This window comes from Chryseobacterium sp. P1-3 (assembly GCF_000738495.1).
GTDB lineage: Bacteria > Bacteroidota > Bacteroidia > Flavobacteriales > Weeksellaceae > Chryseobacterium > Chryseobacterium gallinarum.
In genome coordinates, this window is the sequence record NZ_JPEQ01000002.1 from 186,546 (window position 1) to 210,938 (window position 24,393).

Here is a 24,393-nt window from a genome sequence, read left to right on the forward strand (position 1 = left end):
GGTATAAGTTAATCCAATAAAGATGTCCTTGGTAAATAACCAAGGACATTATATGAAAGTGCTAAAAGTAGTTATTCGTTTAATAGTAGAGATATGATAGATTATCTAGTCATACGATTCATACAGGCAAGTTCAGGAGTGCTTCGGACTTCATCTAATCGGTAGTAAAATTCGTCGCCTGCATTTTTTAAATGTAATAGCCACGACTTGATCTGACAGTTAAGGGTTAAAAATAATTGTCAGTTATCCAATATTGTCCTTACTTCCAAAAGTAAGGATTTTTTGCTCCTCTGCAAGAGTTTCCAATAATTTCTCTTTTGCAATAGGCTTACTATCCAAAAACGTATGCATTGGAGTTTTACCATAACAATGCTTTCCTGTATGTGTTCTTTCTTCATTGTAATACAGGAGCCAGCTGCTAAGATCCAATTGGAGTTCTTCGATACTTCTGTAAATTTTCTTTCTGAAGGCAACTGCGTAAAATTCGTCTTGTATGGTTCTGTGAAAACGTTCACAAATACCGTTGGTTTGAGGACTTTTAGCTTTTGTTTTGGTATGATCAATATCTTCAATAGCCAAATATAACTGATATTCGTGCTGTTCTCTTATTCCGCAGTATTCAGTTCCTCTGTCAGTCAAAATCCTAAGTAAGCGAAGTTCCTGCTGCTCAAAGAAAGGAACAACCTGATCGTTAAGCATATCAGCAGCAATAAGTGCATTCTTACGGTCATATAACTTTGCAAATGCAACTTTAGAATAGGTATCTATAAAGGTTTGCTGATAAATATGGCCAACTCCTTTAATATTTCCTACATAATATGTATCCTGAGATCCTAAATACCCTGGGTGGTAAGTTTCTATCTCACCATGTGCCTTCTTTTCCTCTTTTGCTCTTTCTAAAGCAGTAAGTTGACTTTCTGTAAGAACAATTCCTTCTTGTGCGGATTTGGCTTCCAGAGCTTTTAAACGAAGCTTAAATGTATGGAGATCATGTCTGAGCCAGATACTTCTAACTCCACCTGGTGAAACAATAAAACCGTTCTTTCTGAGCTCATTGCTTACTCTAAGTTGTCCTAAAGCTGGATTCTCTATCGCTATATCAATAACAGCTTTCTCAATCGACTCGTCTACACGATTCTTTAATACAGGTTTTCTTCTGGAAATTTCCTGCAAGGCAAGTTCTCCGCCTTGTTCATATAGTTCTTTGAATCTATAAAAACTATCTCGGGAATATCCCATTACTTTACATGCTTTGGATACGTTTCCCAAATGTTGTGCTAATTCAAGTACACCTAACTTGTTTTTGATGATTTTTTGTTGGGTAGTCATAATACTTAATCTGTTTTAAAGTTATTTAATTTGATTATAACTGTCAGATTAAGTGTTGACTAATTCATTTTAAAGGTCTTTCAATCTTGAATGAGTAGTGATGTTCATCTACCTCTGTAATTATTACAGGGATTGCTTTACGTCCATCGTTGGAAATCCATGCATGATCTCCTATATTAAACTTTTCAATTGTTCTTTTACTATAATGTAAAGGAATGACATTCTTTATGAAAACTATTTTTCTAACATCTTTTTTAGGTGTTGTCTGCACTTCTTTATGCTTCTTCTGCAACAGACTGCGTTTAAGATAAGCATTATATGTTTTCCAAGCATTTTTCAAAGTAGAAACTGCCTGTCTGATTGCTTCTTTTGATTCTAAATAGAACTCATATTGATCATAGTTGTCAAATATAGGCCAAGTGTTATCTGTTTTCATGTCTCTGGCCAAATCGCCTAATGGCGAATCCCTATTCACTTGTTTACTTAACCAATCATTAAATATGAGTTGTTTTGTTGTATTGTTTGATTGTTTTGGAGTAACATCAAAAGTTTTAAGACAGTGTGTCCAATTTGAAAATCCGTATTTTTTTGCAGTAATTGTAAGGGCTTCAGTATGTTGAATTCCCATTTCTCTTTTAAGCTTTTTTGCTTCTAACTTATAGAAATTGATTGTATGATTATTCGATTCCATTGAATTTTTCTTTTATTTCACAAGAAATAAATGTCACCCACTAACCATCACTCTTGTGTAGTAAACAAAAGTTATTCAATTATAATAATTACAGTGCTTATCAGCTTTGCTTCTAGTGGGTGGCAGGCTCTGTAGAAAATACCTTCCACAAATATATTAAAATTATTGTAATTAAAGGATAGGATACCAAAAAATAGTAAAACATCATTAATTAAATAGAGTCGAAATGACCATTGTCAGACTTACGATCTTTATTTCGTTGAATAATTAATTCATCAAGTTTCTTTTCAGGATGCTTTTGTGAAAATTCAAAAAGTTTATTCCAATACTGAGAGCTATCATTTTTACATCTTCTGATCATTCGAATATCATGATGCCTTCCTGTGCTCTCTCCATATTCATTGGCCGTAGGAATTGAATAAATTATACAATCAGACAAATGTCGGAACTCTGAGCCGGGGTAAGAAAATACTTCTGTATCAACGAGCGACTTGGATACTTGGGTGTAACGACTATCAAACAGCTTATGATCATTTAAGTATAAAGAGTAAATGCATTCATTGATATAGGTTGTTATATCTTTTCCCCTAAAACGATAAATACAATCTACTTGTCCATTTCCCAGCATGTGAGCATCTCTCCATTCATCTCTCCATTCATCGTGGAATTCTTTTCCATCAAGCTCAATCGCAACCATGTAGTCATTGGATTTCAGTAAAAAATCCAAGCGGAAAAGTCCCGCAGAATTTCGTACCTCGTATTGAGGAATTATTTCAAAACGATCATTTACGAACTTTTCAAATTGCTGGATGAAGATTTCTTCCAGAGGACTTTCAAGTTGATTTCTATTGATGTGTAAGGTATTACTCATAGCTATAAAATTAGGAATAATATTTTGTAAATGAAATATTAATGTTTGATGTAATTAATTATAGACGTTCGGATTATAATAAATCTATCAAGTAACTATTGAGAACTTGTAATCACATTTTATGTCTTGGCAGTCCAATTTCATATGCTTGCGGATATGGTTCTCTAAAAGTCAGGCTCACATCTTCACGAAGATTTCGTTCCATCTCTCTGGATTTTTGTTCATCCATCGAATACCTAGGATCGCCGATCAATGGCATTTTAGCCATCTTCGTAATTGTAACTGTAGGGAAATGATAGCCAATTTCGACCGTTCCTAATAGAAGATAGATACTACCTTCTTTTAAAAGAAATTTTTTTTTAACTATCACGGAAATGTACAGTGTTAAAATATTGCTCCTTAACAGGGAAAAAAAAAGTCGATATGGAAAACACCTGATCATAGCCTCCATCAGCCTTGGACTGACCAGAAACTTTGACTTCAGAAAAAAGACCATCATCAAATTAAATATTGTATTCTGCTTCCTAATGGATAATTACTTATTATGAAAGGTGATCTTCAGGAAAATCGAGAGCATCGAATTGCTAAGTCAGCAGTATCGATGAAAGAACGTATTAATTTGACATTTCGTTTGATATTTTAATAATTTTTCACTTTTTCAAGCCAGCTTTTATTATTTTAGGAAAATAAATAAATAACCATTATTTTATGATTCAAAAAACACATCAAATTAGTTTTCATTTTTTTGACATAGGCGGTGGAGATGCAATTTTTATTCGTTTTTTCGGAAATGACTCCAATTGGCATAATATACTAATTGATGGTGGATATGGTAAAGAATATAAAAATTCCTTTGGCCCATTAATTAAAGAAATTTTAACTGTAGGTGAACAGATTGAAAATTGGATAATTAGCCATATAGATCGTGATCATATTGGTGCTGTAAAAGGTTTTGTTGCAGATAAAAGAATTTATGATAAACAAAATGCCGTGAAGAATTTTTTATTCAATCATTCACCTGAAATGGTAAAAGAATCTAATGGTAAAATTTCGGTCGGAGATGGTATTGTCCTTAGAGATTTTCTGACTAAGCATAATCTTCTTACTACAGTTCCAATAAATACGATAACCAGGCCTATTGAATGTTATGGTTTAAAAATAACTATTCTCTCACCAACATTAGAGAAAGAGGCTGTTGCGACTGAATTATGGAAAAAAGAAGAAAGTAATGGAAAGATTGGCAGAACTGAAATTCAGTCTGATCACAAAAAGAATATAGAAGAACTAAGTGCTACTAAATTTTATACTGATACAGACCCAGTTAATGGTAGTTCCATTGCTGTTCTTGCTGAATTCGGGGAAGTAAGGGCACTACTGCTGTCTGACAGTCATCCTTCAGATATAGTTGACAGCCTTAAGACTCTTGATTTTTCAGAGGACAATCCTGTAAAAGTTCAATTTATGCAGTTGTCGCATCATGGCAGTAAAGCAAATACAAGTCCTGAACTATTAGAAATTGTTCAAACTAATTCTTATGTCATAACGGGAAATGGTATTCATAATCGACATCCTGATAAAGAGACAATTGTCCGGGTGATTACTAATAATAAAAGAGATTCCGAAATCATAGATATACATTTTGCTTGTGATACCCAAGAATTGAGAGGTATGTTTGATGTAGATAACGATGCATTTGAAAATTACAATTTCGATTGCAGCTATTCGCAGCTGGGATTAGAAAGTAAAATTCTTGCTTATTTACCATTAAATAAATAATATGAATCAAAATATACCGCAACTTGCAACAATTAAAATTATGTGTAATGGTGAAATTGGAACAGCTGTTTTATATTTCCCCGACGCTGATTTAGATTATGTCTACGTACTGACTGCCAAGCATTGTCTGACAGGAAAGGATTTCAATAAAGAATTTATAACTACAGATATTAAACTCGAAAAGATTTTTTAATGAGGAGACATTGACATTTCATTCCTATAATTTAACTGAAAATGACATTGTGAATGTTTCTGAAAATGAAGAAGATATTGCATTGCTAATTCTTTTGAAAAAGGATATTATTCCGCTTACCGGCAAACAATTTTTTTTGCCAGGTGATTGATACGGAGGATTCAATTCTTGATTATCAAATTCGTGGATTTGCTAATTTTAATAATCAAGAAGCTGATCGGCCATTTCCGATGAAATTTATAGAAGATGATAAGAGTAATACTAATAGGTTTATTTTACAGACTAAAAAACCTTTGGATACATATTATCAGCAGGCACTTGAAAATGTTGAAGGTTTATCAGGGAGTGGCGCTTATTCACTTTTATATGGTAACATTTATTTCACAGGAATTATCCACACTTACGAAGATAGTGGAGTTTTTATCGTGACAAAAATTTTGGCTTACAACAAAATAATTCCACCTAAATTCAGCCTAATTAATAGTATATATGCGGAAACGAATCAGGAAGTTCTTACCAGTTTTGAGGAAATAGAAAAGAATGAAAAAAGAGTTAATGCCAGAACACGTGAAAAAATTGGCGATTATAATGTTCTTCGTGATGATGCAGGTCTATTGAAGTTAATACAAGATAATAATATTGTAGTAGTTCATGGAAATCCTGGGGTTGGAAAATCTGCATTAACGAAGTCAACTGTTGCAAATTTAAAAGCAGCAGGTGATTATACAATTTTAACTTTTACACCGGAGAATCTTTATTGTGATACACTGAGCGAAGCTTTAAAAAGTTCCAGATGTAAAGTGGATATTCAGCAATTATTATCAAGTCCTCTATCAAATAAGTATTTTCTGATTTGGATTGAGAGTTTCGAAAAGCTTATAGAATCAGATATTTCCGGAGCATTTAATGAAATGCTCGAACTGATATCGAAAAACCCTAATATAACTGTAATATTAACCATTAGAGACTACCTTTTGCAGAAATTCAGGATCAATTATTATTATGAGCTTCCTGAAAATACGTCTTATTTTCAAGTGAACGAGTTTAGTGATCAAGAAATGGAACTTATCCGTGAAAATATACCTGACATTAATCCGTTATTGGAAAATCCTAAAGTGAATCACTTATTACGTACTCCATATTACATGGATAAAGCTGTTCGAATCATACCCCAATTATTAGATGAACAGAAATTAGATGAGTTGAAATTTAAAAAATTGATGTGGCAACATATTGTTGAAAATAATCAAACAAAGCGTGGAACGGTTTTTTACGAGATTTGTCTTAAAAGATCTAGAGAAATGTCTCTTTTTACAACATATGATGGTGATGAGACTATTACCGCTGATCTTGTTAGAGATAATATTCTCCAGTTAGATGATTTATCCGATGCCGGTGCTTTGAGTCCATCTCACGATATATTGGAAGATTGGGCACTGATTAGATTTATAAGACATCAAAAATTAGAGATTACGAACTCAAAAAAAATTTTTTACTTTCAATAGAAAATACTCCGGCCATGAGAAGGGCGTTCAGATTATGGATGGAAGAGTTTTATGAATATGAACCGGAAGCTTCCGTATATTTTATGCACGAGCTTTTAAATGATGAAACTTTGTCCCAGTCTTGGAAAGATGAGCTATTGATTGTTTCGCTTAGATCAAATCATTCAAAAGTACTTTTGGATAGTTTAAAGGTACACCTTCTTGAAGATGGAGCAACGTTATTGAATCGTATAATCTATTTACTTCAAACCGGTTGTAAAAAAATAGATCCTAAAAAAAGAAATTTTGATGATCTTCTGCCAGTTGGTTCTGGATGGGATTATATAATAGATTTCATTAAAGTTAATATCAATGAAGTTAAGCAGCTCCCAAGCTTTGAATTAAAATATTTGAATCTTATTGAATCATGGGCAAAACAGCTTTCTGAATTTAATCAGAGCCTTCTTCCACCTGGTGCAAAAAGTGCTGCTTTTCTGTTAGAAGATTTTATTTTTAGACTTCAGGCTCATTCTGCTCAGAAAAGATTAGGTAGGAAATCATCTGCATATATAAAAGAATATGTTGAAACTCTTTTTAAGTTAACGGAAGCCGATCAGAAACTTGTTGCATCCATTATTCAAGCTTGCCTTATTCCTGAAACAGGTAATGATAGGTGGACTGATCCAGCTTTTTTATGGGAAATAAGAGCTTATATTATTGGGGGAGTTATTTCAGATCAAATTTGTCGCTTTTTTCCTGATGAAGTTATTCAAATAGCTACACAGGACTGGCCCCAGAAAGAAAAAAAATATGCACCGGGAAGTATTAGCAGTATGCTGGTTCGAGAGCCTAAAGTAAATGATTTTGGTATAAACAGCGATTTCGAACATGATTATGGATTACCATCTGGTTATCTTACTTTTTTTTATTGGATGTTTTTGTATCACAGTGAAAAAGCTCTTGATTTTCTTATTTCATTTTTAAATACTGCTTTTGAAAAAAATTATGAAATTCTTCTGTCTATAGAAAAGAGAGAGGTGGAAACTATAGAGGTCGTTTTTTGAAGATGGATCATCTGCTGTATACTATGGAAATTATGAGTATTGGTCTATGTACCGAGGGTTTTTAATTTATGATAAGGTTGTAATATCATCACTGATGGCTCTGGAAAAAACTTTATTAGAGATTTCGGATAGAAAAGATTTTACAACTGCACAAGGATTTTTAGAAAGATTAATCAGAGAGTCTAATAATGTTGCTGTTTTAGGTGTGGTATCTAGTATTTTACAAGCATTTCCAGTTTTGGTTGACGAAACTTCTGTCTCCCTTTTAGGGATTCCATTGTTTTTTAAATGGGATTCTACAAGGTCTACTTCAGATATGATTAGAGACAATGTTTATAATGATAATGAATTCGAAAGAAAAGAACGAATTGCATCAAACGGCAGGATTCATCGCAACAAATACTATATCGGCCTAGTTGGATTTGTTGCTGATTATATGTTTTATCAAAGAGATTTTAATGAACTTTTATATAAACAGGTTGACAAAATGTGGGAGAATGTTAAGGAAGATGATTGGCTTTTTAAAAAGTTTTTATTTGATATGGATGCCAGAAAATATGAATTTAAGCATTTTGATCAAAACGGAAATTATGTTCAGATAGTTCCCGGATATGATGATACAATTAGAAATTTAGTAGAAAGCGGGACAAATTATACAATTCCAACAGCTAATACGACTTGGGCAAGAAATGCTTTCGACTATAAAGAGGTTGCTGATTATAATTATGAAACTTGGAAAAAAGGATATGAATTTATTTTAAAACTAGATAGTGAACGGGAAATCATGGTATCTCCTGGTACTATGGCATCTATTGCTCTTCGTGACTTTTCAGATCAGCTTCAACCTGAAGAAATTGTATGGTGTTGCGAAACTATCATTAACTTAGAAGAGGAGAAGTTATCGAATAAAGATTCTTATACTATTAATTTAGATTTACTGGATAACATAGCTCCTCTAAAAGGACTATGCTATATTTTTTAAAGCTAATATTGATCAGATTTTAAAATTGAAGGTTAAAGAATTAGTTTTCCGTCTGCTTTTAAAAGGATTGGATGAAAGAGAACGTATCGCTTTGCAACATGCAGTTGTACATGATCTAGCATTAGTTGAGCCGGCGTTTTGTATTAAATTGTTGGTATGGACTAGCTAAAGCCGTCGAAATTCTGCAAGAACAAAATAAAGAAATCGAGAGAAACCGAATGTTATATCATCAAGGAAAATTAAGTGTCGGAGAGCTTCATAAATCGGATGAAAACAATTGGTCTGAACTCTTAATTAATTCTGTTGTCAATGGAAATATAGATTTACCGGAGGAAATTATCGTTTCATTGGATTTGCATACTCAGTGGTATTTGGATGATATGCTACGCATTATCCCTTGGAATACGACTCTTCCCGCTCATCATAAATTCATACAGGATGTTCTAACATTGCATATAAGTTTTTTTGAATAATCCCAAATCAAGCATGCTGGATTTTTATGAAAGCCGACATGCGTTCACTTTTTATTACCCGAGATATCTGCTGAATCAGCCGACAGAACTATCTATACCTCTTTTTAAACAATTACTTGATGTTATTGTAGAAACATCAGAAAAAAAGTATTTCTGATGAGTATTTAAAATTTATATATGAGTTAGTTGAAGAGTTTATTAGAACTACAATAGATAGAATTCAGCTCGAAAACTTCTGGATATTTTGGGAATTTCTCGAAAAATGGATGATCAGCAATAGGAATGCAATCTTTTTACCAGTTTTTCTTTTCGATATTAACTGGGTAGAGAGTTCTGAAAAATGGTCGGTATTGGAAGGTAAAAGTTTGTATTTCAAAAATTTTATAACTACTTTAGGATTCAACAGAATTAATTCATCCATTAAATTTTTAAGTGGTATTGCATTTAATAATTTTATGCCAGACTCAATATCATGGATTGTGCCAATGCTCCAAAGCCAAAATGCTGAACAGGTCGATAACAATATTTTAGAAAAATTAATTGAAAAGGCATTCTATAGATATGGTGGTAAAATAAAAAGAGACAAAAATATTTTAAGCGACTTTCTTTTTATTTTAGATTTTCTAGTCAGAAGAAGTTCCCCTAAAGCCTATATGTTAAGAGAAGAATTACTTCAATTTAAATAATATACATCACTTATGATGAAATTTTTTTGAAATATTTTAATAAAATTTGAAGTTAAATGAATACAAAAGATTTTTTGAGATTGATTGAAGGCCAAACAGAAAGCCCTTCATTAGATTTTAAAGCAAACACTCCTTGGGATTATAAAAAACTGACAAAAGATATTTTAGCAATGTCAAATCTACCGGATGGTGGTCACATTATAATCGGAATTGAAGAAAATGGAAATAAATTTATTAATGTCGGAGTTGATCAGAACAACATTAATACTTATAAATTTGATGAAATGCGAGATCAAGTTTCAAAATATGCTGAACCGATGGTCGATTTTAATGTATATTTTCCGGAAGACCAAAACGGATTAAAATATGTGGTAATTAAAATCTTCTCTTTCAAAGAAATTCCTACACTTTGTAAAAAAACTTTAGATGGAGAAATGAGGGCAAGTACTTTGTATTATAGAAATACAAATAAACGACCTGAAAGCGCAGCTATTTCAAACGTAAGCGATTTGCGAGATGTCATTGAGTTAGCTGCGGTTAGATTAATGCAACGCAGAAAAAGTTTTGGATATACAATTCCAAATATTCATGAAGAAATATTTGATGCTGAAATAAAAGCTTTTCAACAAACATCCTCATATAAATTAATAAAGTCGAAAGGTAATTGCGAAGTGTATATAACTCCTCTGCAAAAGGGTAACTTAAATAGTCTCAAGAGATGTTTGGAAGTTGTGGAAAAGGCACAGGTTAAGGCTTCATGGACTTTACCATTTATTCCCAGAACGATACAGGAAGGCAGTTTAATTACTGCTGAGAATTCTTACCAGGCTTTTTCTGATTTAGGAGCTCGAAAAGAAATGTGGAGAATGCACTTATCAGAGAATTTTTGCATGATCAATAGCTTTGTAGAGGACTGGCTGGAAGGAGATTACTTGAGAGGGGGGTGGGCGTCAAAATTTCCTTCCGGACAATACTTATTTTATTATACGACTATTATACATTATCTCACTCAACTATTTGTCTTTATTGAGCACTTGACAATAGAAGGACTATATAAAGAGGGGGTGAGAGTTTCTATTATATTTAATGAGCTAAAAGATAGGAGATTACATTTGGATGCCGAGAATCACATGCCATTTATAAATATTAGAACAACAAAGGCCAATAAAATTACTATTGATGAAGAATATACCCGATTAGAAATTTTAGAAGGAGGTGTAAATATTTCAAATTCTATAATTTTAAAAGTTTTAGATTACTTTAGTTTTTACCCTTCAAAAGAGTCTGTTTTACAGATTCAAAAACAGTTTTTATTAAAAGGTCACTAAAAAAATAAGATTTTATAAGTTAAATTTTGAATCAATGTTTTTAGATCAATTTTTGAGCTATATGTAAAACTGTTTAAGATTTTTTTTTAGTAAGAGTTTTAAAAGCTTTAAATAAATAGATGTCAAGAGCCAGTCCCTTACCACTAGTAAAGGACTGGCTTTTTGTTTTTATAAGAAAAAAATATGTATGTTTACTGCTATTAATCAGTTTTATACTATTATAGCCAATTGTTTTTCAGGTATGTGTGATCCTAATTTTAAAAATAGTCAGTCGTTTAAGTAATGATAATTTTGAAATCATGATAATCGCCTCTGTTAGAAATAGATAAATCTCGTGAAACAGTGAAAGTATGAGTGTGGTCAAAATTACAAATGCCTATTCCTGGTTCTGGAACAGTTTGTTTGGTAATTGCATCCCAAACAGGTGATGGGCGTCTAATATTGACTTTACCATTACATCCAGTAAAAATACAATTTCCTTCATATATAATTTCGTTAGGTTTTTGCTTTATCTCTTTTATTGCTTTCGTTATCAATAATAGCATGAAAGCAATTAAGATAATACAAAAAGCGAGCGGTGAATCAAGTTTTTTAGTATCTATATAAATTATATAAAGTAATAGTAGAATTATCATTATTGTAGAAATAAGAATAGATGTATAGGATTTTAGAGGATTGAATTTTTTCTCAATAGGGTAATAGGTAATATGCGGATATTTTGCAAACTTACCTCTTCCTATTGGAAAGGGATGGTAAGTCCCGGTTAATGTATCTCTCACATGTCTTTCGTGATTCTCTTTTATTGCCTGAAGTTCTTCTAAAGAGCAATACTTAGTTTCCTCATGGCATGTAGGGTGTAGAAGAAAATGATTTTCGTACCTGTCTTTTTTCTGCCAAAGGAATGTCTCTATAGCTAGGTAAGCTTTTGTCACTTCTAGCTATTACATGTGCTTGATGTACAATGTATGTCAAATTTTCCATATCAATAAATGGACTTTTACAATAAGCACAAATACCACCTGATAGTCCCCAAAGAAGTTTTAAATCTCTATTCCGAAGCCTATTTCTGTGAACCTTTTCCGTTTTATTTTTTTTCATAGGTATTTAAGTATATATTTGATAATAAATGATATTGAAATATACACTTTAATTGACACTTTTATACTTGAAGTGCAATTTCTAAAGAAGAAAATAACATAATATTTTACTGATTATTAAAAGTTTTTAGTAATATATATTATATGTCCATTTGTATCATATTTGTACCGTAATTATATAACTAATTGATTATTGTTATATTAGAAGAAGTAAAATTTTTGTTACTGAGGTTTTCAGAAGCTCGGTACTTTCTTAAAAAAGAAATACTCATTTGAAACTTCTAATCAATTACTTCAACTCTTCTTAATAAGAATGCTAAGCAAAAAAATGAAAATTCAAATAAATAAATTATTTCACGAAAAAATATAATCCTTATTGATGTCAAAAAAATCCCCTAAAAAAGCATAAATTGTCAAGAAATGAGATAATTTTTTTAAATATGAGCCAACAAGAAATTCAATTATTTTACAATGAATATACAGATCGTGAAGAATTTAGCCAAACAAATTATACTGGACATTTTGATTTATTATATTGGGCAGAACTGAAAATAGATTTGTCGGCTTGTGAACGTTTGCAACGTAAACCATTCTATAAAATAGCACTACTAAAAGGTGATGCCAAATATCTAAATAATGGCAATGAAATATGGATATCTGGTTACACGATTGTTTTTACTGATCCATTGACACGCTCTTCTTTTCATACCAATGACGAAAACTTTGAAGGAATCTATTGCATTTGTACCGAAAACTTTTTGAGAGAAACAACTAAAATCAATCTTAGAAATTGGCCTGTTTTTCAGGGGAGAAAGGTATTTGCTCATTCATTATCTGAAATTGATTATCTACATCTTTCAGCATTATTTCATCAAATTGAATCAGAAAATAATTCCGATTATCTATTTAAAGAACAAGTCATTCGAGGACGGATTTTTGACATTATCCATCACGTTCAAAAGACAATTTCTACAAAAAATTATGTACTAAAACTCAACAAAGACAGTTTGGACGAACGCTTTTTTAAACAACTAGAAACAGCCTTCTTTAATATCAATCCGGAAAATCCATTAGCAGGAAAAGCACCTTTATACTTTGCTGCAAAACTAAATTGTACAGTAGACAATCTTAATAAAACCTTAAAGGAAGTAACTGGAAAAACAACCCAACAATTAATCCACGAACGTATTATAGAAGAAGCAGATGTACTATTGCGACATTCAAACTATTCCATCAAAGAAATTTCTTGGAGTCTACATTTTCAAGAAACATCTCACTTCGTTAATTTCTATAAAAAACACACCAACCACACCCCATTACAATATCGTCAAAAATAGGATTTTTGCAAGTGTTGTCTGTTTTTTTGCACCTACTAGGCAGCTGTAGCAAGCTAATTTTGCATCAGAAAATTAAAAAATAATTAAACAATGAAATCATCTTTTTTAGTTATTGGCACCGGAGAGGTCGGTTTGTCAATGTTGCAGGCACTTTATGATTATAAACAAGCGCATCAGGTAGACTTGCATATTGCTGCTTTGGTACAACCAGGAACGACAGCCATAAAAGATTTATCAGGCAATGTTGTGCTGAGCGATATTATTTTAGAAACCATTGATTTGGTAGGAAGTAGTGTTGCGGAGTTGGCAAGTGTTTTCTCTAAATATGAAACTGTCATCTGTTGCAGTGGTTTCTCTATTGGTAAAGGGATGCAAGTAAAAATTACTGAAGCGGTGCTTGCTGGTGGCGTAATTCGTTATATCCCTTGGCAATTTGGTGTGGATTATGATAAAATAGGTCGTGGTAGTGCTCAGCCCGTTTTTGATGAACAATTAGACGTACGAGATTTATTACGTGCTCAAACCAAAACCAAATGGGTTATTGTTTCTACGGGTATGATTACGAGCTTTCTATTCAGAGAAGATTTTGGTGTAGTAAGCCTAGATAATGAGACCATTTATGCATTAGGTTCTTGGGATAATGCACTCACACTTACTTGCTGCGAAGACATTGGTAAATTGACCATCGAAGTATTATTTTATCAACCCGAGATTACAAATGAAGTGATATTTATAGCAGGAGAAACAGCAACGTTCACTCAAATTGCCGAACATGCGGAAACGCTTTACGATAAACCATTTAAACGTGTTATTTGGGACAATGAACATTTGAAAAATTCAATCAAAAGTGAGCCTGACAATATTTTTCACAAATATCGTATGGTGTTTACCGATCCAGGTGTTAACTGGCCAATGGCAAAAACTTTTAATCATCAGCAAAACATTCCAACAATAGGAATTTTGGAATGGGCCAAAAACAATTTAGTAATTTAAAGTAAATAGTGCCAGTGCCTGAATTTAAGTCAGGTACTGGCGTTTTATTAACTGGCCAAATTAAGTAAAAAAGATATAATTGTATTGTAATACTAATCAATAGCATCTCTCTCAAACTGCTGAATAATATCATGAAAATCTTGATGGATTAGGGGGTAAAAGAAAAGTGTATCCCTAGCTACTTCAGAGAGCGGGATTTTCACCAAGAATTGTAATTGTCCAAATTCTATGTCATTCGATCTTTGGCCTTCCTTGTATACGATTTTATAAAAATTAAGTGTAAAATTTCAGGAAAATCTTCTTTTACATCTTTTTACGAATTAGTGTTATCAATGGATTTTCTCGTAAAATCAGTGTTTTACCAAAAAAATATATTTGATAGTCTGTTCTTTACAGTTGTTTAAAAAGAAAAGCACTTAATTTATTTGTAGAAAATAAAAATATCTATATCTTTGCACCAGTTAAAAACAGACGCTCTCAATCTTAATTTAAAAAAAGTGACCTATTCGGTGACCTATAAAATAAGAAAACAGCATAAAGCTTATGGATAGGGCTTTTCTTGAAAAAGTACAAGTCCCGTCCGGATCGCAACTACTATATCAGAATAGTATAAGATGCTGTAAAATAGATGTTTTACAGCATTTTTTGTTTTTATAGCTGTTCCAAAAAGTCGCTAACAAAATTGGATCCAACGCAAAAGTTGTGGTCTTGTAATATTTAGATCTATTTAATTTTTAAAATTCACGTAAAGGTTTCTTTTTGATACTCTTTATTTTAAGTCAGCTAAGAAATGAATCGATTTTTAATCGCTTCTGATGAAGCGAACACTTTGCATGCGCTTAGTCAGCAGCTATGCTGCCTTCTTTGCCTACTTGAAATAGACATTATTTTTTAAAACTTTGCGTGAAAAACGATCTCAATAATTTTGACGCTAATCAATAATGAACAGAATTTTTTATATTCAGACCCAGTTTATTATGTCCCTAACTTTTGCTACTGATCCAAAATCCGGGGGGCCAGGCAAAAGTTTAGTCAACCTAAATAGAAAAAGCGATTTATCTTTTACCCTTCTAGGCTGCATTCCGAAGTTTTTGATTTTAGCATTAAAAGATTCTGCTGCTGCATTGGTATAGTGTCCATAAAGAATACAATTTTTCCAAAATAGTTTATTGCTGAATTATTCCAAACACAAAATTCTTTTGCGGTTATTAAGAGAGCTTGGAAATATTTTATTTTTAAAAAATAGTTTGAAAAAAAAAAGTATCTTTGAGAATTTAGCAATCGGCATATATTTAATTTCAGATCCGGTTTTATTAAAAACATTAGTAGGAAATCAGATAACAGGAAGTTAAATAAATATTTTGATTCAGGAATTTTTATCAGAAATTAATTTATAAATGAAGAATTGGTCTTTTAAAAAATGGAATACCGTTTTAGGATGGGTAATGTTCAGTATTGCTCTTATCACGTATCTATCTACTATAGAACATTATTTGAGTTTCTGGGATTGTGGAGAATACATCTCTTCTGCAGTGAAGCTGGAAGTAACCCATGCTCCCGGAGCAGCACTTTTTCAGATCGTAGGAGCTGTTGCCAGTATATTTGCTTTCGGAAATGAGGCTAATTACTCCATTGTGATTAATATGGTGTCAGCACTGTGCAGTGCATTTACCATACTATTTTTATTCTGGACCATTACTCATATACTTAGAGATCTGTTAAAAAAAGAATTTGAAGATATTTCCAAAGGCCAGCAGACCGCTATTCTTTTCGCAGGAGTAATAGGATCACTCTGCTTCACATTTTCAGATACATTCTGGTTTTCTGCTGTAGAAGGGGAAGTGTATGCTATGGCGAGTATGTTTATTGCTTTGCTGCTATGGCTCATCACCAAATGGGAAAATGAATATAAAGAAAAAGATAATGAGCGCTGGCTTATTCTGATATTTTATATCATAGGTCTTTCCGTAGGAGTACACATGATGTGTATGCTGGTAATCCCTGCAGTCTGCCTGATCTATTATGCTCGAAACTATACATTTACCTGGAAAAACTTTATCTGGGCGAACCTTATTACACTGCTTATACTGGCTATCGTATTTAAAGGTATTTTCCCGCTGATCATGACCCTGTTTGGTAAACTGGAAATATTCTTTGTAAACGGGTTGGGGCTGCCTTTCCATTCAGGAACTATTGCAGCATTTATTTTAATGGTAGCGATCTGTTATTTCCTGATCAAATATGCAAGGAAAACTAAAAAAAGGTATATATCAGACGATTACATTGTCTATTGTTTATATGATGATTGGTTTTTCATGCTGGGTCGTAATTCCTATCAGGGCAAATGCCAATCCGCCAATGAACCTTAATGATCCTGATACCGCCATTGGTATGCTGGATTATTATAACAGAGAGCAGTATGGAGACTGGCCTACCATTTACGGGCAAAACTATACTGCATTCCTTGATGCGAATGGGATTGAGAAAAATGAAGACGGAAGTTTTAAAACACAGAAAACCGGGGAAATCTTTGAAAAAGATGAAAAAACCGGAACGTACAGGAAAATCGGAGACCGTTTTAACTATGTTTTCAGTAAGTCTCAGGTAAGCTTAATGCCTAGAATGTTCAATGAAGATAAGGATGTCATGGCTAATTATATATCAATGTATGGTGCTCCGGATTTTACATTCAATTATGGTAACGAGGACATTGCAGATAACCCTGAAGCCAAAAAAATATTTGATGAATTAAGAGCAAAGTATGAAGATAAAACAATCACGGCTTCAGATTATTTAAAAGTAAAACCTTACAACCTAATTAATGTTCAGAGACCATCTTTTGCCCAGAATATGGAGTATTTCATCAGCTTTCAAAACGGATATTATTTTGTGAGATATCTTATGTGGAATTTTGTAGGAAGGCAGAATGATCTGGAAGGACATATGGAAATTACTAATGGGAACTGGATTTCGGGAATTCCGTTTATCGATAATGCAATGTGGGGAAATCAGGATAAAATGCCTGCAAAATTCAAAAATGAAAGTACGGTTGCCTTCTTTTTTCTACCCCTTATTTTAGGTCTGATTGGTTTCTTTTTCCAGCTCAATAGAGATTTTAACCGTTTTTATGCAATACTGGCGCTGTTCATTACGACCAGTGTAGGGATTGTTTTTTATACAGGAATAAAACCTTTTGAAGTAAGAGAAAGAGATTACGCTATGGTGGGGTCATTCTATGCTTTTGCCATCTGGATCGGATTGGGAGCAGGAGCTTTATTATGGTTCTTACAGTCTAAAATCAAATCCGCCGGTGCTAATATTGCATTGGGAGTTGTATTGTTAGGAATTCCTTTTATGATGGGCTTCCAGAATTATACGGCACATGACCGCAGCCATAAATCCGCAGCTTATGATTATGCTTATTCATTCCTGAAATCACTGCCTAAAAATGATATTGTCTTTTTATACGGAGATAATGATACTTTCCCGGTATGGGCAATTCAGGAAACAGAAAGATTCAGGGATGATGTAAAAACAGTAAACTTTACACTGCTTGCAACGCCATGGAATATAGATCAGGTAAAACGCAAAACCTATAATGCAATGCCTATCCCGGGGCAATTAACCCGTGAAGATTATAAAGATGGAGTAAATGATCAGATCTATCTGGTAAAGAAAGAGGATTGGGAAGGTATTTTTGCAAATCTTAAAGAACAGGGAGCTCCTGAAACTGAACTTCAGCAATTTAGAAAATATCTTACTCAGGATTCAATGACTTTGAAGGAAGCCGTGAATTTTATTAAATATAAATCCCCTGAGAAAGATGAGATCCTGAAAATGATTTTCGGAGAAGAACGATATGAAAAATACAACTTCCTTCCAGTGTCTAAATTTATTCTTCCGGTTAATAAGCAAAATGCTGTAAATGCAGGAATTATGAGTGTTTCTGACGTGGCAATCGCAGCAAACCAGATCATAATTGATTATAAAGGAAGTACTATGTATAAGAATAATCTTATGATGCTGGACATGCTTGCTAATTTTGACTGGAAACGTCCTATAAACTTCTCTTCAGGAGGAATTTATGACAGTGAAAATATTTTTTACCTTGACAATTACCTGCAATTTGATGGTTTTACATACCGTTTGGTTCCTATAAGCACCCCTGCGGGGAGCGGTGGTGAAATGGGACGGGTAGATGGAAATTTATTATATAATATTGTGAAAAACTACAAATGGGGAAATTTTAAAAACAAAAATATTCATTACGACGAAACAGCAACTTCTAATATTATTGGCTATAGAACCTCTGTAAGCAGGGCTGCAGAAGCTTTGGCCATGACAGGGCAGAAGGAAAAAGCAACTGAGCTCCTTGACCTTGCTGTTAAAGAAATTCCGACTGAAAAATATAATGATCCCCGCTCACTAAGCTCTATAGTATATGGATATATTCTTGCAGGTCAGGAAACCAAAGCAGTGAAAATGGCAGAGGATCTCCAAAAAGATATCTTTAAGGAATATGATTATTATCTAAGTCTTGATCCTTCTGACCAGAAATATCTCAGAAAACAGATGCGGGCTAAACCAATGGAATATTCTATGGTAGTTGCAGCCGTAACCAATGCATTTAATAAATTAGGACAAAAAGATAAAGGATATGCTTATCTCGTACGTTCTATAGAACCGATTGACAAAAAGTTCAATGTATTTATTAAGGGACTGCAAATGAAGGAAAAAGCAATCAATAAACCTGAAGATGTACAGAGAATCACACCTTTTTACCAATATTTATTTGATATAATGGGTGAGTATGACTCTACGTATGCCAGAGAAAAAGAAGAACAGATAACCAATGCGATGATAAAAGCAACACAATAATAACCTGCTGTGCATTTTGAAATAATATTATCTTTTTGCTTATCTGGTGATTATTCAACACAAAGGGGCATAAAGAATTACTGAGAAAATATTGAAATTAAGTTGAAAGACGTTCCACATATTGTAAATTTATTTTACAATGAGCAATAAGTAAACAAAGGCTGATCTTAATGTCAGCCTTTGCTTTAAAGTATTTTATTTTGAATTTAATCCAAAAAAAAATTACTGCCGGAAGACAGTAATAAGAAAGATCAGCGATATGGTGTTCGTTCAGTTTGTGATTTTTCGAACAGGGATGAATGTGCTGCTCAAAATAAACTGATCTTTAAACGCTGCTCAATTCGGTAGTCGCATGCAATATTCCTAATCTGAATGAAAACTCATGTCTGAGTTGATTACGATAAAAACTTCATGACGGAATTTATTTAACTTTAACCGGTTATTTATGCAGCTTCTTTATATCATGGTTATTTATTATATTGAAATGAACTCTTCCACTGCCTTATTAAAACTGTTTTGAGTACATTTGATCATAATAGCTCAAAAAGGTACAATCATGCAAATCTTTTTTGCAAAAGTATATCACATTGCTTTGAAAATTACTACACTTTTGTGTAGATTTGTGATAGTAAAGCTAAAAACTACCTTTTCGTGTAGTAGTATAGTGGTGCTTATAACATTATGGAAGAAATAAACAGGTTTTTTAATGATAAAAAATGAAGTCAGTCGCGATGCAGATATTGATTTCAGCCAGTCCGGGGATTATCTGGAAGCGATAAAAGCTCTTTCCAGGACTACTTATCAGAGTCTGTATGTCATTAATTATCAAACCCGCGGATTTGAATATGTTTCTGATAATCCGCTTTTTTTATGTGGAAAAACTTCAGAAGAAGTAAAAGAGTTGGGATATGCTTTTTACTTTCAGAATGTTAAGCCTGAAGATGTAGAAATGCTGATTAAGATCAATGAAGCAGGGTTTGGATTTTATGAAACCATTCCGGTGGAAGAGAGAAAAATGTATTCCATTTCCTACGATTTTAACCTGATCAATAGTAAAAATAATCTGATCCTTGTGAATCATAAGCTTACACCCATGTTCCTGACAGAAGAAGGACAGGTCTGGAAAGCATTATGTGTGGTTTCTCTCTCCAGCAATAGTATGTCCGGAAATGTAGTTCTCAGTAAAGAAGGAGCGGATGAAGTCTGGAAATATGATTTGATAGAAGAAAAATGGGAAAAAAACGAAAAAATAAAGCTGTCATCCAGAGAGTTTGAAATTTTAAGTCTGTATGCCAGTGGAATGACCATCAATGAAATTGCCGGTAAACTTTTTATCACAGCAGATACGGTGAAATTTCACAGAAAAAAACTCTTTGAAAAGATTGGAGTAAATAATATTGCCGAAGCTCTTGCCTATGCAAAGACTAATAAATTACTGTAAAAGATATCGTTATTACCGTTTTTTTACGGTATTTTAAAGAATGTCTTTTATGATTCAATTTTAGGTCTGATATTTGTACTGGGTAGCCAAACTAGATGGCCAATTTTATTTATGAAGAACATATCTGTGAAAAAAACTTTTATTTATACCTGTTTATGTGCAATATTTCTGGTTTCATGTAAAAAAGAAATAGAGAAAATAAGCGATACTTTTAAAGATACAGTTACTGCATCAGAATCTCCTGAAGAAGAAAAAGATACAGTAAAGAAAGACTCCGTACCTGTAGTGAAGAAAGAATCTGTTCCGCCTGTTATACAGGAGAATGGTTTTTATAATGCGTTTGTTATTCCGAAGGATAAGAAAATCAGAGATTCCGTATATGCTGAATTTAGTAAAAAGTATAATGAGAAGGAACGTGCGGCGATTCTTGCTCTCAATAGATTAGATTCTAAAAGCAAATGGAATTCCGATACCCTTGTCGTTCCTGCGAAAATAGATACAACCCTGATGGCGTATTCGCCGTTTCCCATGCAGCTGGATATATTAAGCGGGGTGAAGAAATTTGTGATTTTTTCATATCCTATACAGGCATTTGGAGTGTATTCTAACGGAAGCCTTATAAAATGGGGGCCCACAAGTATGGGAAAAAAATCAGCCCAGACAACGAGAGGCCTTACTTTTGCAAACTGGAAAAAGAAATTATCCATTTCCACCGTCAGCAGCGAATGGAAACTACCTTATAACTTTAATATTCACAATATAGGAGGAATCGGATGGCATGAATATACCCTTCCCGGATATCCTGCTTCCCATTCTTGTTTAAGACTGCTGAGAAAAGATGCACAATGGCTGTATTCATATGCAGATACCTGGATCCTGAATCCGGGAGGTGCTACTACAAAAGCCAGAGGTACGGCAGTTATGGTATTCGGGGATTATAACTGGGGAGGAAGAAAACCATGGAGGAAACTTTTAAATGACCCGAACGCCAATAATATTTCTGTGGAAGAGCTGACAAAACTATTGGAGCCGGAAGTTCCCAAAATGCTGAAAGAACAAGCCAACAGGGAAAAAGTAGTAGATTCCATTAAAACGGCTAAAGCAATGGCTACACCCATTCAGAGTGAGCAGACTGCAGAGCCTGTGACTAACTAATTTTTTTTTCAAATTGTAAAGTGGATTCTTCAGCAAATTTCCTCAGCTTAAGCATTTCTTCTTTTCCTTTGTGCTGCCCGAATCTCGCAGCCAGATAGGTAAGGAGAATAAAAAATAACATTACAAAAGAAGCGCTCAATGCCCAGGGGTATTCGGCGCTTTTTATTTGCTTTTCCACATAGTACATGGTGAAGAAAGTCATCCATAAAATAGAAAAAGAAAAATAAAGAAACATAAAAAAGGTCCAGACTGCAGAGCTGGGACCAAAGACGCCGCGGATTGTGGTATGCTCATCTTCAATTTCCACCCGCAAGGAAAGGCGTGGTTTCCAGTAGTTATCATTTGTCGTTTCTACCCAGATTGTAGCAACTTCCTTATTGATGTTACCTGTAAATTCTCCTTTATGTTCCGCAAGATACTTTTTCAGATTTTCAGCATATTCCTCTTTGGTAAGATGGGTGAGCATCTTAAATCTCGGCCGGGTTCTTATTTTATCTATTGTGCTTTCTTCCGTTTTCATACTTTATTCTTGATAAGGAATGGGATCTTCTAATGTGAAATGTACGGTTAATTTTTCATTTTTCCGTTCAATTACCATAGTAATGTTGCGTCCTTCATAAGATTTCATAAGCTCTAGTATTTTTTCCATTGTCATATTCGAGGCCAGAGTTCCGTTAATGCTGATAATTTTATCCTCTTTTTTCAGCCCGGCATGGTAAGCCGGAGAATCTTTTCTTACCCCTGCGATTAAGAATACGGGCTTTAAGCTAAATTTGTATTGAAAAGAATCTGTATATACTTCATTGCCGGTGAGGGCCGTTTTTTTGGTTTCAATCTTTACAATATCTTCCTTCCATTCCAGTCCGTCCTGTTTAAAGTCCAGTCCACTCATATTAAAATGGAACGGGTCATCAAAGTTTTTGTTTTTTCTCAGGTATAGTTTTTCATTGGCATAATCGAAAACAGTGGTAAACCTGCGCATAATTTCTCCTCCTATAGAGCCTTTTCTGCCTTCTACCAGATTGACATGCTGAATAGAAAACTCATCCGGCATAGCAGTAAGGGGTTTCTCAAATCTAAAATCACCCAAATAAAAATTATGAATTCTGCTTCTTTTCCCATAAATATCTCCATTGAATCCGCGTCCGATAAAATCATCAATATTAGGTCTGTTGTACACGAAATTTTTGATAAGGGCAGGGAAGAGCCATATCGCATCACTGTTCCCAAGGTCAATCAGGAGTTTTGAACTTTTTCTTTCATTAGTCATTTCTACGTCTGCATAGAGATAGGGTTTATATTTTTCAATACTCATAGGAAGCTCTTCATACCTTTTAAGTTTACTGCTTAAAAGTTCGGTGCTTTCATATATTGTTATCTTTTTTGAGGTATAATTTATTGAAACAGGGTGGTTTTTAAAAAAATGATAGCCTATAATCCCATTGACAGGAATTCCGACATGAGAAGAGATGTTGAAGCTTTCATCAATAATCAGATAGATAGACATTGAATTATTGATCAGAGATTTCCCTATACGGGCTATATTGTGATCTGATTTGAAGCCATCTATACTTACATTTCCGCCAAGACCGGAGAATTTTACTTTTTCTACATTTTGTAATCTGATCTCTTTATTATCAAGACTGAAAAGAATGGTTTCCGCAACGCCTGTATCCAGCAAAAAAGTAAGTTCGGCACCATTCACGTTAACCGGAATAAAAATAAGGTTATTAATAAATTGAAAAGGAATAACTGCTTTTTTGGTATTAATCAGCTCAAAAGAATTTTGTGCATTTACAAAAATGCTTAAAAATAATCCCAGTAAAAAAAGCTTTAATTTCATTTACTGAATTTACTGAATTTATCCTTACGGAGAATAAAAAAAACATTCCAAATACAGGAATGTTTGTATAAACTGCAATAAGCTTCGTTTTTTGTTGAAAATATTTAAAATTGATAAAGCTACTTTGTGAAAAAGTCCATGAGGTCCATATAATTCTTTTGATTAACCCCATGTCCGCTCATATACTCTCTGAAAGTAAAATAGCAGTTGAGGTCATAAAGCAGTTCTGCAGCTTTTCTTCCCCATTCAAGTGGAATAACGGCATCATCTGTACCATGTGAAACAAAAAAGCGGAGCCTCTCAAGTTTCTTTTTATCCTTTACAATTCCGTCAAGAATTTTTTCCTCCGGATAAGCGCTTAAACAGGCTACATTATTAAATAATTCAGGGTGCTTTAACGCCAATGCGTAACACAGTATACCTCCCTGACTGAATCCACATAAGTGAACTTTGCTTTCTGTGAGGCCATAATGATTGATGATTTTTAAAATACTTTCAAGTACCGCGTTCAGCGATTCCTTTGCCTGGGTAACATCAATAAAGTTATCAGGCGTATTAAAATCTATATCGTACCAGGAATACCCCTCAAACTGTGTGTTTTTCGGAGCTCTGAAGCTTATGATAAGCCAGTCATTAGGTAAAGTTTCCCTAAAACTGAAAAGGTCCTGTTCATTACTGCCATAGCCATGCAGCATAAAAAGAACAGGAGTGTTGGATGTTATATTTTCCGGTTCTCTTACTAGATAATCTAAATTCATACAGCAAATATAAT

Annotated in this window: 17 protein-coding genes and 1 pseudogene; 11 read left to right on the top strand and 7 right to left on the bottom strand. The window is 33.5% G+C overall.

The window, feature by feature from the left end; all coding sequences use genetic code 11:
- Window positions 1–243 precede the first annotated feature (243 nt).
- The 3 genes from HX13_RS01525 to HX13_RS01535 form a co-directional block, all read right to left on the bottom strand.
- Entirely contained in the window at window positions 244–1,329 is a 1,086-nt protein-coding gene (locus HX13_RS01525) for an IS481 family transposase (protein ID WP_050019674.1), read from the bottom strand.
- Window positions 1,330–1,393: 64 nt separating this feature from the next.
- Entirely contained in the window at window positions 1,394–2,020 is a 627-nt protein-coding gene (locus HX13_RS01530; protein ID WP_050019675.1) for a YozE family protein, read from the bottom strand.
- Between the two features lie 211 nt (window positions 2,021–2,231).
- Complete coding sequence (locus tag HX13_RS01535) at window positions 2,232–2,891, bottom strand: hypothetical protein (RefSeq protein WP_050019676.1); 660 nt, start codon at window positions 2,889–2,891, stop codon at window positions 2,232–2,234.
- 708 nt (window positions 2,892–3,599) lie between these two features.
- Here HX13_RS01535 and HX13_RS01545 point away from each other — a divergent pair.
- The 6 genes from HX13_RS01545 (at window position 3,600) to HX13_RS01580 (ending at window position 10,877) form a co-directional block, all read left to right on the top strand.
- Window positions 3,600–4,667 carry a ComEC/Rec2 family competence protein gene (locus tag HX13_RS01545; RefSeq protein ID WP_050019678.1) on the top strand — a complete coding sequence of 356 codons (1,068 nt, stop codon included), beginning with the start codon at window positions 3,600–3,602 and terminating at the stop codon, window positions 4,665–4,667.
- 336 nt (window positions 4,668–5,003) lie between these two features.
- The gene (locus tag HX13_RS01555) at window positions 5,004–6,365 is read left to right on the top strand and encodes an ATP-binding protein (protein ID WP_050019680.1); all 1,362 of its coding nucleotides are present in this window, start codon (window positions 5,004–5,006) and stop codon (window positions 6,363–6,365) included.
- Window positions 6,366–6,379: 14 nt separating this feature from the next.
- On the top strand, window positions 6,380–7,408 hold the full coding sequence (locus tag HX13_RS01560) for a hypothetical protein (RefSeq protein ID WP_050019681.1): 1,029 nt from the start codon (window positions 6,380–6,382) through the stop codon (window positions 7,406–7,408).
- Between the two features lie 94 nt (window positions 7,409–7,502).
- A complete protein-coding gene (locus HX13_RS01565; protein WP_128572152.1) occupies window positions 7,503–8,390 on the top strand; it encodes a hypothetical protein in 888 nt (295 codons plus the stop codon).
- 739 nt (window positions 8,391–9,129) lie between these two features.
- Window positions 9,130–9,549 carry a hypothetical protein gene (locus HX13_RS01575; RefSeq protein ID WP_050019684.1) on the top strand — a complete coding sequence of 140 codons (420 nt, stop codon included), beginning with the start codon at window positions 9,130–9,132 and terminating at the stop codon, window positions 9,547–9,549.
- 56 nt (window positions 9,550–9,605) lie between these two features.
- The gene (locus HX13_RS01580) at window positions 9,606–10,877 is read left to right on the top strand and encodes a helix-turn-helix domain-containing protein (RefSeq protein ID WP_050019685.1); all 1,272 of its coding nucleotides are present in this window, start codon (window positions 9,606–9,608) and stop codon (window positions 10,875–10,877) included.
- A gap of 275 nt (window positions 10,878–11,152) precedes the next feature.
- Here HX13_RS01580 and HX13_RS01585 read toward each other — a convergent pair whose 3' ends face one another.
- Window positions 11,153–11,809: a hypothetical protein gene (locus tag HX13_RS01585; protein ID WP_050019686.1), complete on the bottom strand. Its 657-nt coding sequence runs from the start codon at window positions 11,807–11,809 to the stop codon at window positions 11,153–11,155.
- 575 nt (window positions 11,810–12,384) lie between these two features.
- Here HX13_RS01585 and HX13_RS01590 point away from each other — a divergent pair.
- The 5 genes and pseudogenes from HX13_RS01590 to HX13_RS01620 all read left to right on the top strand — a co-directional run bounded on the left by HX13_RS01590 (window position 12,385) and on the right by HX13_RS01620 (window position 21,778).
- Entirely contained in the window at window positions 12,385–13,311 is a 927-nt protein-coding gene (locus HX13_RS01590; RefSeq protein WP_128572153.1) for an AraC family transcriptional regulator, read from the top strand.
- Window positions 13,312–13,401: 90 nt separating this feature from the next.
- Complete coding sequence (locus tag HX13_RS01595) at window positions 13,402–14,304, top strand: aromatic alcohol reductase (protein ID WP_050019688.1); 903 nt, start codon at window positions 13,402–13,404, stop codon at window positions 14,302–14,304.
- A gap of 1,397 nt (window positions 14,305–15,701) precedes the next feature.
- Window positions 15,702–19,182, top strand: a pseudogene (locus HX13_RS01610) (protein O-mannosyl-transferase family).
- 706 nt (window positions 19,183–19,888) lie between these two features.
- Window positions 19,889–20,623 (top strand): response regulator transcription factor, encoded by a 735-nt coding sequence (locus HX13_RS01615; protein WP_050019691.1) that lies wholly within the window; start codon window positions 19,889–19,891, stop codon window positions 20,621–20,623.
- Between the two features lie 126 nt (window positions 20,624–20,749).
- A complete protein-coding gene (locus tag HX13_RS01620) occupies window positions 20,750–21,778 on the top strand; it encodes a L,D-transpeptidase (protein ID WP_238554945.1) in 1,029 nt (342 codons plus the stop codon).
- Here the strand turns inward: HX13_RS01620 and HX13_RS01625 are convergent.
- The 3 genes from HX13_RS01625 to HX13_RS01635 all read right to left on the bottom strand — a co-directional run bounded on the left by HX13_RS01625 (window position 21,771) and on the right by HX13_RS01635 (window position 24,379).
- Window positions 21,771–22,298: a hypothetical protein gene (locus tag HX13_RS01625; protein WP_050019693.1), complete on the bottom strand. Its 528-nt coding sequence runs from the start codon at window positions 22,296–22,298 to the stop codon at window positions 21,771–21,773. The genes HX13_RS01620 and HX13_RS01625 overlap by 8 nt on opposite strands.
- 3 nt (window positions 22,299–22,301) lie before the next feature.
- A complete protein-coding gene (locus tag HX13_RS01630) occupies window positions 22,302–23,621 on the bottom strand; it encodes a PDZ domain-containing protein (RefSeq protein ID WP_050019694.1) in 1,320 nt (439 codons plus the stop codon).
- Between the two features lie 119 nt (window positions 23,622–23,740).
- The gene (locus HX13_RS01635) at window positions 23,741–24,379 is read right to left on the bottom strand and encodes an alpha/beta hydrolase (RefSeq protein WP_050019695.1); all 639 of its coding nucleotides are present in this window, start codon (window positions 24,377–24,379) and stop codon (window positions 23,741–23,743) included.
- Window positions 24,380–24,393 lie beyond the last annotated feature (14 nt).

Bases quoted from the DNA above. Each gene is read 5' to 3' on its own strand.
- HX13_RS01625 (WP_050019693.1), bottom strand. From the start codon at position 22,298: ATGAAAACGGAAGAAAGCACAATAGATAAAATAAGAACCCGGCCGAGA.
- HX13_RS01595 (WP_050019688.1), top strand. From the start codon at position 13,402: ATGAAATCATCTTTTTTAGTTATTGGCACCGGAGAGGTCGGTTTGTCA.
- HX13_RS01545 (WP_050019678.1), top strand. From the start codon at position 3,600: ATGATTCAAAAAACACATCAAATTAGTTTTCATTTTTTTGACATAGGC.
- HX13_RS01630 (WP_050019694.1), bottom strand. From the start codon at position 23,621: ATGAAATTAAAGCTTTTTTTACTGGGATTATTTTTAAGCATTTTTGTA.
- HX13_RS01560 (WP_050019681.1), top strand. From the start codon at position 6,380: ATGAGAAGGGCGTTCAGATTATGGATGGAAGAGTTTTATGAATATGAA.
- HX13_RS01580 (WP_050019685.1), top strand. From the start codon at position 9,606: ATGAATACAAAAGATTTTTTGAGATTGATTGAAGGCCAAACAGAAAGC.
- HX13_RS01615 (WP_050019691.1), top strand. From the start codon at position 19,889: ATGATAAAAAATGAAGTCAGTCGCGATGCAGATATTGATTTCAGCCAG.
- HX13_RS01530 (WP_050019675.1), bottom strand. From the start codon at position 2,020: ATGGAATCGAATAATCATACAATCAATTTCTATAAGTTAGAAGCAAAA.
- HX13_RS01535 (WP_050019676.1), bottom strand. From the start codon at position 2,891: ATGAGTAATACCTTACACATCAATAGAAATCAACTTGAAAGTCCTCTG.
- HX13_RS01575 (WP_050019684.1), top strand. From the start codon at position 9,130: ATGATCAGCAATAGGAATGCAATCTTTTTACCAGTTTTTCTTTTCGAT.
- HX13_RS01635 (WP_050019695.1), bottom strand. From the start codon at position 24,379: ATGAATTTAGATTATCTAGTAAGAGAACCGGAAAATATAACATCCAAC.
- HX13_RS01525 (WP_050019674.1), bottom strand. From the start codon at position 1,329: ATGACTACCCAACAAAAAATCATCAAAAACAAGTTAGGTGTACTTGAA.
- HX13_RS01565 (WP_128572152.1), top strand. From the start codon at position 7,503: ATGGCTCTGGAAAAAACTTTATTAGAGATTTCGGATAGAAAAGATTTT.